Genomic DNA, 10,327 nt, shown 5'->3' with positions numbered 1-10,327 from the left:
TGGCGCTCCTCCATCGCTTCGAGCAAGGCGGCTTGCGTTTTTGGAGGCGTACGGTTAATCTCGTCGGCCAGCAGCAGGTTCGTAAAGACCGGGCCGCGGACCGTCTGGAATTCGTTGTCCTTCATATTGAAAATCACGCTGCCTGTAATGTCGCTCGGCATCATGTCCGGCGTGAACTGCACCCGGCTGAACGAACCGTCCGTCAATTCGGCAAGCGTGCGCACCATTTTCGTTTTTCCAAGCCCGGGAACCCCTTCCAGCAACACATGCCCCCCGGCCAAAAAAGCGGTCAGCAGCAGACGAATATTGTGCCGCTGTCCGATCACACTCTTCTCCATCTGTTCCAGCAACTGCTGCAATCGGCTCACTCCCTCTCCAATCTACGGATCACGCCATCGGCCATCCGGCTGTCTTTCTCGAACTGCTTCGGCGAATAGCTCGCCGCTTCCTCGGCGGCTTCCCAGCTTCGCATCACCGCCGCGAGCCGCTCCAGCTCCTCCTTGCTTAAATGCGGCTTGGCCGCCGCAAGCGCCTGCGTTACGGTCGCATCGAGGCGTACGCCCCACCGCTCGCGCATGAGACCGCGGATATATCTCGCTTGGTGCGCCAGCGCTTCTCGTGCCAGCCCGCGCCGCTCGTACCACCCTGCGGCAGCGAGCAGCGTCTCGTCCCCGCGCCGCACCGTCCATTCGCGCGGCGTGTAGGCGGGTCCGAAGCGCACGCCCTTCATCCAGAGCCACAGCAGCGCCCCCAGGGACAGCTGCAGCAGCACGGCGAGCAGCCAGCCGGGATATACCGCAAACAGGCCCGGTTTTTCGTAAAGCCCGTGATGATACTCGTCGAACCACAGCGCCCCGCTCTCCGGGCTTGTCTGTATGTATGGCCGGATCAGCTCAAAATGCGAATTCTCCAAAATGCGATCGTTCCTCATCCACTCCGGAACGAGCAGCAGCGTCATGCTGCCCTGCCCGACTTCGGCGCGTCCGGCAATAATGCCGCGCTCATCCTTCAATAGCGGCTTCATGCCCGGCGCTTCCTTCAAGCGGTAAGCGGATGCGACCTTCCCGCTGAGCCCCGTACCCGACTGCCCTGTCAAGTCGGTGATCGCCACAGCGTTGGAACCGTCTTCCCCTGTCTCCGTGATGGAGAATTCATCCAATTGTTCCGGAGCGTCATGAAACAGCACAAGCTCATTGCCCCCGCTTACCCATGTGCGGATCTCTTCCCATTCCTTGGCCGCCAGCGTATACGGTTGAATGACGATCAGTTTATGACGCCCCCCGCTTGGCAGAGACCGCCAAGGCTGCTTCCATGCTTTGACGGGTGCGCCCTGCTCCTTGAGCAGCGTAAATACCGCCTTGGTCCCGTCGCGGTCAGCGGACGTCGACAGATACGGAGGAAGATCCGGCAGATCGGGCTTCACCAGAACGTATCCGAACAGCAGAAAGGCGACGATGCTGACCGCCAAAGCGATCTGCAGCTTGTTCCGCTTAAGCATAGCCCGCCTCCTCCCGCCGGTACGGCGCCAACAGCTCGGTCATCCGTCCGTATTCGTGCGCTCCCGCCGTGCCGCCTCCGTAATAGACGAGCTCGAACAAAGAAGCGGCCTGCTTGAACGACTCGAGCGCGCCCGGCTGCCGCTCGTACAGCTCCTCGGCATATTCGCGGTTCGTCTTCCACCGCTCCGCCCGCACCCATCCGCGCTCGTCCATCAGCAGAAGCATCGCCAGAAACGTCCGGCGTACCGCCTCCGGATAGTTCCCCTCCGCTGCGCATTGCTCCGCTTCCCGGAGCAATGCGGCGAAGGAGCGGTCCAGCTCCGCAGCGCTGCGGAACACGCTGCGCCGTCGGCTGCGGCGAAGAAGAATCAGGCTGCGCACCAGCCAGACGATGGCCGCCACAAGGACGGCAAGCAGAATGCCGAGCAGGACGTAGGCGAGCACCTTCGGAGTGCCGGGCGGAACGGACACGTCCGGGAACAAGTCCAGCACCTTCCGCCACATCCGCTCCAGCCACTCGATGACGGGGTTCCGTCCGTCGCCCTGTATATACGCTGTGTATTCGTCGCGTTCCAGAATGTTTTCCAGCTGCTTTTTTTCCGTTTTCCAATCGCCGTTATTCATCTTTCTTCTCCGGCTCCTTCGAACCGTTGGCATCGATAGACTCGCTTTCCGGCGACGGGTTCACGGGACTTCCGTCTTCCTGTCCGGCAGGCGTAATCATGCCCGGAACGCGGACAGCTTCCCCGTCAGATCCGACCCGGTCCTGCGCAGCTCCGCTCGCGTGCTCAGCTGCCGCCTCTTGCGCCGGTTCGTCCGTTTTCACGGCTTCCGCAGCTTGAGCACCCGTATCGGGTCCCTCCGCTCCGGGCGTTTGCGCAAAGCTATCCGTCTGCACAGGCTCCACAGCGTGCCCTGCCCCGGCTGTCGCAGCATATGCAGAGCCACCGGCTTGCGCGGAACCGGCCGCATATCCCGCTTCTCCCGGCTGACCGCTGTATGACCCGTACGACTGACCGGCGGCAAGCATCTGCTCCAGATCCGCTCCCTCGTTGCGCACCCGCAAGTCGAAATACGTCACCGCATAAGGAATCATATAGATCGGCGTGATCAGCAGCGTCAGTACGATATAAATCAATTGGCCAAGCAGAGACAATTTGAATACCGCGATCAATAGCGCATAAGTCCCCATCATAAAAACGCTGTAAATGATTGACAGGACGAAGTAAATGCCAAATATACGCCAAAAGTTCCCTTTGGTCAGCTTCCAGCTCCGGCTTAGCGACGAACGGGCGCCTTCCAGCGCCACAACCGGCAAGTAAAAGCCGAAACGGATGGCGAAAAAGCCGATCCCCGCCATCACCAGCAACCCGACCAGCAAATACATGCCGACCAGCAGAACAACCAGCACAATGCTGCTGCCGAATGGGTCGGAACCTAGTTCGGAAATGCCAGCCCCGATGCCGAACGATACCGCAGCGACAATAATAACCCCGAACACGACAGCGGTCGAAATCGCCGTATACACGCCCACCAGGATCAATCCGAACAGCAGCGTATTTCCTACCATCGGCCAATAACGGGAGAACGAGCTTCTCAACAGCTCCTTGAAACCCACGGAAGCTCCTTCGGCCGCGGCGCGTACCAGGTGAAGCTGCGACGAGACCGCTGCCGGAAACACGGCCAGCATGTACAATGGCATTAGCAAGAACGAAAACAACAGCAACCCTATACGCAGTTCGTCGCCTGATCCGCTAGCTTCGGCGAAGCGGTCAAGCGAATCGGCAATCGTTTCCCCGGATTCCGGAAGGAGCGAAACGCTGCTCACATCGAAGAGCACTACGTTTTGCAAAAGATAAATCGGGCCGAAAAACAGCAGCATCAGCAGAAACGTCACCGTAAAATGCTTGCGGTAGATCTGAAAGCTCCTGTCCAAAATCGCACCGATCCCCATCGGCCTTTCAAATGAAATCATTGGTTGCTCCTCCTGCCCCACATATTCGACATCATTATACACGAACTTTCAACGGGATAGCACCAATAAATTACAGAATGCAAAAAACCGGCCGTCTGATTCGACGGCCGGTCCGGGTGTTGCTATGGGTGCTTAAGGCTTCACGTCATACATTTTGTACAAGCCGTCCAGCATCAGGTTGGCAGCTTTGACGCCGCCCGCCGTATTCCAAATGACATCGTCCACTTTGAACACTTTATTGTTTTTGACGACCTTCAAGTTTTTCCAGAGCGGATCGTTCATCCATTCTTCTTCCTGCTTGGTTCCTTTGCCGTCGCCGGTCTCATAGGTGAAATAAATGACCCGGTCGGCGGCTTCAAGCTCCGTCAGCCGTTCTTTCGTAATGTCCTCGAACGCCTTCTCGTCGTTCTTGGCATCGGAGCGGGCAATGCCGATTTGCTTAAAGATGACGCCGGTAAACATATTGCCGTAGTAGTAACGGGTTTTGCCTCCCATGAAGCGCACAACGGCCACTTTCTCGCTCAGCTTGCTGCCGGCTTTTTGCTTGAAGTCCTCGATCCGCTTGTCGAATGCGGCGATGATCTTCTCGCCCTCAGCTTTTTTGTTCAAGGCTTCAGCGTACAGCTTGAAGTTATCCTTCCATTCGCCGCGCAGCGTTTCCGAATAGACGGTCGGCGCGATGGCTTTGAGCTGGTCGTAAATTTTTTCGTGGCGCATTTTGTTGCCGATGATGAGATCCGGCTTGAGCGATGCGATCAGCTCCAAGTTTGGCTGCTGCTCGCCGCCGACCGCTTTGACGCCTTCCATGTCGGCTTTGATATGATCGAACCACGGATTGCCGGTATACGATTGCACCGCGCCGATCGGCTTCACGCCGAGCGCAAGCAGCGCCTCCGTTCCTTCGTTGGTCAAAATGACGACCTTCTGCGGGTTGGCCGGAACCTCGGCTTCGCCCATGGCATGCTTGATTTTGCGCGGACCGTCAGCTTTGGCTGGGGCTGTGGCTCCTCCGGATTTGGCATCCGGCTGCGCTGCGGGCTTCTGGCCGCAAGCCGTCAACCAGACGGACAACAATAAGACGACGGCAAGCAGCGCCGCCGATTTCAGACGAAACGACCGGTTAAGGGAAAACATGTGCGACCTCCTGATTTCTGTTTGTTCTTGATGTCTTCGTTTAATTGTGAATGCCGCAAATGATTGATAATCATTATCATTTACTTGGTTAATATTACTGAGCATTCGCTTGCTTGTCAACTATTTTGTGATAATGATTCTCAGATTCATTGACAGTTGATAATGGTTCTCATACAATGAAAGTAAGCGTTCATACTATAGGTTAAGACAGGAAGCAGGCTATCTTTTTATGCGCAATCCACTTCATCGTCGCTCTTCCAAAATCATCGGCCTGATCGCAGCTCTCATACTGCTCGCTCTGGCCATGGCGGCCAGTATCATGTTCGGCCTTAACTATTATTCTTGGGACCGCGTTATCGCGTCCTATACGCAGTTTGACGGCTCCAACGATCATATCATTATCCAGACGGCGCGCGTGCCACGTGCACTCATCGCCGCCGCGGTCGGCGCAAGCCTCGCCGTAGCCGGCGCGCTGATGCAAGCCATTACCCGCAATCCGCTCGCATCGCCGAGTATTTTCGGCGTCAATGCCGGAGCGGCGTTTGCCATTGTATTATCCGTAGCCCTGTTCGACGTCTCGGGCATGACCCAGTATACCTGGATCGCATTCTTAGGAGCGGCCGTCAGTGCCGGAGGCGTGTACTTTCTCGGTTCGATCGGCCGCGACGGCCTGACCCCGATCAAGATTACGCTCGCCGGGTCGGCGGTCACCGCCTTCTTCGCGTCGCTGACCCAAGGCATCCTGCTCGGCAGCGGCAAAGCGTTCGATCAAGTGTTGTTCTGGCTTGTCGGCTCGGTGGCCGGACGGACAATGGAGATGCTTAACGCTGTTCTGCCTTATATGCTCGCAGCCTTAGTAGGAGCCCTGCTCCTCTCGCCCCAAATCAACGTGCTGGCGATGGGCGAGGACGTCGCCAAAGGACTCGGCCAACGCACCCTGCTTGTCAAAGCCGCAGCGGCCGTCGTCATCGTACTGCTTGCCGGCGGCGCCGTTTCGGTAGCGGGGCCGGTCGTATTCGTCGGCATCATCGTGCCGCACATTGTCCGCTATCTGGTAGGCATCGACCACCGCTGGCTGCTGCCTTACTGCGCCGTGCTTGGCGCGCTGCTGCTGGTTAGCGCCGACATCGGGGCCCGCTTCATCGCCATGCCGAAGGAAGTTCCCGTCGGCGTCACGACCGCTCTGATCGGCGTCCCCTTCTTCGTGTATATCGCACGCAAAGGAGGGCAGCTGTCATGAGCCGTCAATCCAGCCGGTACTTTACCGTCCGCGGAAAAGCTTTCTCGTATCTTGTCAGCAAAAGAGCGCTGGCCATCACGTTCCTGCTGCTCTTTATCGCGATCGCCGTCATGATTCTCAGCACCGGCATCGGTAGCGTCTATATCCCGCCGGGCGAAGTCGTCCGTTCGGTCTTCGGCTTCGGAGCCGATTCCAGCGAGATGATCGTCCGCTCGCTTCGACTGCCGCGCATTCTGATGGCCGTGCTCGTCGGAGCATCGCTTGCGGTGGCCGGGGCGATTCTGCAAGGCGTCGTGCGCAACTCGCTGGCTTCGCCCGACACGGTCGGCATGACCGGCGGCGGAACGCTCGGAGCCGTCTCGTTCTTTTTCTTTTTCTCGGACAAAATTACGATTCATCTGCTTCCGGTATTTGCCATCGCCGGCGCCTTCATCGCCACGTTCGTCGTCTATGCCCTTTCGTGGAAAGGAGACGGCGTTACGCCGCTCCGGCTCGTGCTGATCGGCATCGGCTTCGCGGCGGCGATGAGCTCGATCTCGTATATGATGCTGATCTCCGGTCCCGTCGTTCTGGCGAACCAATCGCTTACCTTCATGACCGGAAGCATTTACGGCGTTTCTTGGGAGAAGTCCGTCACACCGCTGCTGCCTTGGTTTATCGTGCTGCTGCCGCTTATTATCGTCTATTCGCGGCATGTCAACATCCAGGAGCTTGGCGAAGAAGTCGCCCGCAGCGTAGGCAGCGCCGTCCAGCGCCAGCGGTTCCTGCTGCTGCTGCTGAGCGTCGCCTTGGGCGGAGCCGCCGTAGCGTTCGGCGGAGCGATCGGCTTCATCGGCTTGATGGCGCCGCATATGGCCCGCAAGCTCGTCGGCCCGGCCTTCGGCGCGCTGGTGCCGGTATCCGCGCTCATCGGAGCGATCGTGCTGCTGCTCTCCGACCTGGCCGGCCGGACGCTATTTGCGCCGCTCGATATTCCTGCCGGCGTATTCACCGCCTGCATCGGCGCTCCGTTCTTCGTTTATCTGCTGTACCGCAGCCGCAACCGTTAATTACGTTATCAACCTGTCGATATCGATGTGAAGCCTTGACACGGACACCATGTAAAACAGAGAAGCCCGGACTAGACCAAACGGAGCGGCGTAATCGACCAAACGCAAACGGTCACCAACGTTCCGTCTGCGCCATGTCTGCTTATCGCCGGGCTTCAAGACCGAAGGAGAAGATCTTATGACTGCCATCCAATCAAACGACCTGTGCCTCTGTTACGGGGATACGTGCATTTTTCAAGAGCTGAACATCAAAATTCCGAAAGGAAAAATAACGGTGTTTATCGGCGGCAACGGCTGCGGCAAATCGACCCTGCTCCGCTCTCTCGCCCGGCTGCTCAAGCCGCAGAGCGGACAAGTGGTGCTCGACGGCAGCAACATCGCGACGATGTCCACCAAGGAAGTCGCCAGACGCATGGCGATTCTTCCGCAAGGCCCTGCGGCTCCGGAAGGCTTGACGGTGCTGCAGCTTGTCAAGCAGGGCCGCTACCCGTATCAAAGCTGGCTCCAGCAGTGGTCCAAGGAAGACGAAGCCATGGTGCAGCGCGCGCTTGAGCTGACGCACATGAAGCCGCTAGCCGAGCGGACCGTGGATTCCTTGTCCGGCGGCCAGCGGCAGCGGGCCTGGATCGCCATGACGCTGGCTCAAGGCACGCCGACGATTCTGCTCGACGAACCGACCACGTACCTCGACCTGGCGCACCAAATCGAAGTGCTCGATCTGCTGTACGAGCTGAACGAAAGCGAACAGCGCACCATCGTCATGGTACTTCATGACATTAACCTTGCCTGCCGCTATGCGCATAACATCGTAGCCATCAAAGACCGAAAAGTCTGGGCCGAAGGACGGCCGCAGGATATCGTCAACGAAGACTTGATCCGCAGCGTGTTCGATCTGGAATCGCGAATCGTCGAGGACCCGCTGTTCGGCACGCCGATGGTCGTTCCTTTCGGCAAAGGCAAGCAGCCTCTGGTAGCTCCCAAGCTCGCGGTTGCCGGGAAATAGTATAGAGAGCGAATAAAGCGCCTCTCCTGCAATGGAGTCAGGCGCTTTATTTTTTTTCGGTTAGGGAACACTAATTCGAAAATGGACAGGGAGGAATAGCCTTGCGCGCTTTTTCCTATTACGTGCACGATTATTGGCTGTCAGGCATTTTAGTGCTCGGAGCGATATGGGCGGTTTTTTACGTTTATCGAAATTGGGACAAAATCATGATCAAAGGAAGCGGACGAAAGTAGGCAGGGCTTCGCCGCACGCAAAAAAACCGGGGCAAAGGATTCAAGTCCTTTGCCCCGGTTCCCTATTTACACGAGCGCTTTCTTCGCAATGTCCGTACGATTGTGCTTCCCTTGGAAACGGATGCGGTCGGCATCCGCATACGCTTTGGCGCGGGCCTCGGCAATATCCCGGCCAAGCGCTGTGACGCCTAGCACGCGGCCGCCGTTGGTCACGACTCCGCCGTCCTTGACGGCCGTTCCCGCGTGAAATACGATCGAATCCTGCACGTCCTCCAAGCCTTCGATCGGAAGTCCTTTCGGATACGAAGCCGGATAGCCTTCAGACGCCAAAATGACGCAAACGGCCGCTTCCTCGCTCCACTCGATCTCCATCTGATCCAGCCTTCCGTTGACCGCAGCGAGGAAAATGTCCAACAAGTCGGTTTTCAGCCGCGGCAGCACGACCTGCGTCTCGGGATCGCCGAAGCGGGCGTTGAACTCGATCGTCTTCGGTCCGTTCGGTGTCAGCATCAGACCGGCAAACAGGACGCCGCGGAACGGCCGCCCTTCGGCAACCATCGCTTTGGCCGTCGGCTTAATAATCGTCTCGATCGACTCGTCGATAACGGCTTGCGGGATGTGCGGCAGCGGGCTGTAGGTACCCATACCGCCAGTGTTCGGTCCCTTGTCGTTATCGTAGACGGCCTTATGGTCCTGTGCAGGAACCATCGGGCATACCGTTTCGCCGTCAACGAAGGAGAGAATCGACATTTCCTGGCCGGTGAGGAACTCCTCAATCACAACCTGATTGCCGGATTCGCCGAACACCTTGGCAACCATGATGTCGTGCAGCGCTTTTTCCCCTTCTTCCAGCGTCTGCGCCACGACGACCCCTTTGCCTGCTGCAAGACCGTCCGCTTTAATTACGATAGGCGCTTGCTGCCCGCGCAGGTAAGCGACCGCGTCCTCATACTGCTCGAACGATTCGTAAGCGGCAGTCGGGATGTTGTATTTTCTCAGCAGTTGCTTGGTGAATACTTTGCTGCCTTCGATAATCGCCGCATTTTGGCGGGGTCCAAACACGGTCAGACCTTTCGCTTCCAAATGATCGACGATGCCTTCGGAGAGCGGATCGTCCGGACCGATGACGACCAGATCGATCGTATGGTCGATGGCAAACTGCGCAATCTCCTCGAATTGGTTCACTTGAATCGGGACGCATTCGGCTACCGATGCGATGCCTCCGTTCCCCGGCGCGCAGTACAGCTCCGTGACTTTGGGGCTTTTCTTCAGCGCCCAGCATATCGCATGCTCGCGGCCGCCGCCGCCTACAACCAGTATCCGCACGTTCAGGCTCCTCCTATTCTTTGTTGACGATCAGCAGCTCGGTTTCCCCGCTTCCGATCCGTACCGTTTTGACGAGCAGCGAGATGCGATTCTCGTCGTTTAGTGCCTGCCAGTAGGCATCCGCGATCTGCCGGACGTCGTCGCTGGCAATCGGGACAAGCGCCGGTTCACCCTGGAACGAAGGCAGCGGGTTCCCGTCGCCGGCATACGTATGGATGCAGTGACCGTAGCCCGGCAGCGCCTTCTCGTACGTATACGTATGACGAAGGGTCTGATCCTCCGTATTGCCGCTCGATTTTAGGATCGACAGCTTATAGGCAAATTGCGCATCATTCACATCGATGATACCGCTGATGCGCGGCGTAAAATTGGGCGCATCCGGCTCGTACGTCCGGGTGGCCAGCGCGGCTTCGAACGTGCTGCCGGAAAGCAGAGCCTCGTGAATCGTATCGGTCTGGTCGCCGTTCGTGGCGATATGCGCGCCGTTCGCGTGCTTCACCGGGTAGTAGATGATGAGCGACGGATCGGTGAGCTTCGCCGGGTCCTTCGCTTCGGTGCGGACAAATCCGTTGTCCTCCTGGATAAATACGCGGTTGCGGCTGTTCTCGCTGCGCCCCATAATCCAGTACACCTGCACGAGTCGGGTGCCGTCCGGCGTCTGGCCGATCACGATGCCGCGGCCCGGGTACACATTTTGCCGCAAACTTTGAAAATATTGCTCCGCTTGCGCGGCTCTATTCGTCGACACTTGGAATACTCCTCCTCAGAACATTGCGCAGCAATGTTCACTTCGTAAGCATAGGCTCAGGCATTACGGAGTAATGCCTGCAGAGTGTTGAGAAACCCTTGAGTAGAAAATCTCAGACAA

General features: G+C 57.9%; 11 protein-coding genes. 4 read left to right on the top strand and 7 right to left on the bottom strand.

Annotated features, from left to right (window positions below):
* The 5 genes from QJ48_RS32455 to QJ48_RS32435 form a co-directional block, all read right to left on the bottom strand.
* Nucleotides 1–359: MoxR family ATPase (locus tag QJ48_RS32455; RefSeq protein ID WP_157261828.1), on the bottom strand; the 359-nt coding region annotated here is incomplete at its 3' end.
* Nucleotides 360–364: 5 nt separating this feature from the next.
* Entirely contained in the window at nucleotides 365–1,498 is a 1,134-nt protein-coding gene (locus QJ48_RS32450; protein WP_054977456.1) for a DUF4350 domain-containing protein, read from the bottom strand.
* Nucleotides 1,491–2,123, bottom strand: a complete 633-nt coding sequence (locus QJ48_RS32445) for a DUF4129 domain-containing protein (RefSeq protein WP_054977455.1) — start codon at nucleotides 2,121–2,123, stop codon at nucleotides 1,491–1,493. The genes QJ48_RS32450 and QJ48_RS32445 overlap by 8 nt, the downstream gene beginning before the upstream one ends.
* The gene (locus QJ48_RS32440) at nucleotides 2,116–3,474 is read right to left on the bottom strand and encodes a hypothetical protein (protein WP_054977454.1); all 1,359 of its coding nucleotides are present in this window, start codon (nucleotides 3,472–3,474) and stop codon (nucleotides 2,116–2,118) included. The genes QJ48_RS32445 and QJ48_RS32440 overlap by 8 nt, the downstream gene beginning before the upstream one ends.
* 132 nt (nucleotides 3,475–3,606) lie before the next feature.
* On the bottom strand, nucleotides 3,607–4,608 hold the full coding sequence (locus QJ48_RS32435; RefSeq protein ID WP_054977453.1) for an ABC transporter substrate-binding protein: 1,002 nt from the start codon (nucleotides 4,606–4,608) through the stop codon (nucleotides 3,607–3,609).
* A 229-nt stretch (nucleotides 4,609–4,837) separates the two neighbouring features.
* On the opposite strand from QJ48_RS32435, the gene QJ48_RS32430 reads away from it, so the two are divergent.
* The 4 genes from QJ48_RS32430 to QJ48_RS39305 all read left to right on the top strand — a co-directional run bounded on the left by QJ48_RS32430 (nucleotide 4,838) and on the right by QJ48_RS39305 (nucleotide 8,133).
* Nucleotides 4,838–5,848: an iron ABC transporter permease gene (locus QJ48_RS32430; protein WP_054977452.1), complete on the top strand. Its 1,011-nt coding sequence runs from the start codon at nucleotides 4,838–4,840 to the stop codon at nucleotides 5,846–5,848.
* Entirely contained in the window at nucleotides 5,845–6,897 is a 1,053-nt protein-coding gene (locus QJ48_RS32425; RefSeq protein ID WP_054977451.1) for an iron ABC transporter permease, read from the top strand. The genes QJ48_RS32430 and QJ48_RS32425 overlap by 4 nt, the downstream gene beginning before the upstream one ends.
* Nucleotides 6,898–7,075: 178 nt before the next feature.
* Nucleotides 7,076–7,900: an ABC transporter ATP-binding protein gene (locus QJ48_RS32420; RefSeq protein WP_054977450.1), complete on the top strand. Its 825-nt coding sequence runs from the start codon at nucleotides 7,076–7,078 to the stop codon at nucleotides 7,898–7,900.
* A 101-nt stretch (nucleotides 7,901–8,001) separates the two neighbouring features.
* Complete coding sequence (locus tag QJ48_RS39305; RefSeq protein ID WP_272948177.1) at nucleotides 8,002–8,133, top strand: hypothetical protein; 132 nt, start codon at nucleotides 8,002–8,004, stop codon at nucleotides 8,131–8,133.
* Between the two features lie 66 nt (nucleotides 8,134–8,199).
* Here the strand turns inward: QJ48_RS39305 and purD are convergent, their stop codons facing one another.
* Together purD and QJ48_RS32410 are read right to left on the bottom strand one after the other, a co-directional pair.
* Nucleotides 8,200–9,459: a phosphoribosylamine--glycine ligase gene (gene purD, locus QJ48_RS32415; RefSeq protein ID WP_054977449.1), complete on the bottom strand. Its 1,260-nt coding sequence runs from the start codon at nucleotides 9,457–9,459 to the stop codon at nucleotides 8,200–8,202.
* Nucleotides 9,460–9,472: 13 nt separating this feature from the next.
* Nucleotides 9,473–10,207 (bottom strand): IMP cyclohydrolase, encoded by a 735-nt coding sequence (locus tag QJ48_RS32410; RefSeq protein WP_054977448.1) that lies wholly within the window; start codon nucleotides 10,205–10,207, stop codon nucleotides 9,473–9,475.
* Between the last annotated feature and the right edge of the window lie 120 nt (nucleotides 10,208–10,327).

Origin of the sequence: Paenibacillus sp. A3, assembly GCF_001399685.1 — a bacterium.
Lineage (GTDB): Bacteria > Bacillota > Bacilli > Paenibacillales > NBRC-103111 > Paenibacillus_G.
This window is presented reverse-complemented; position numbering and strand designations above follow the sequence as displayed.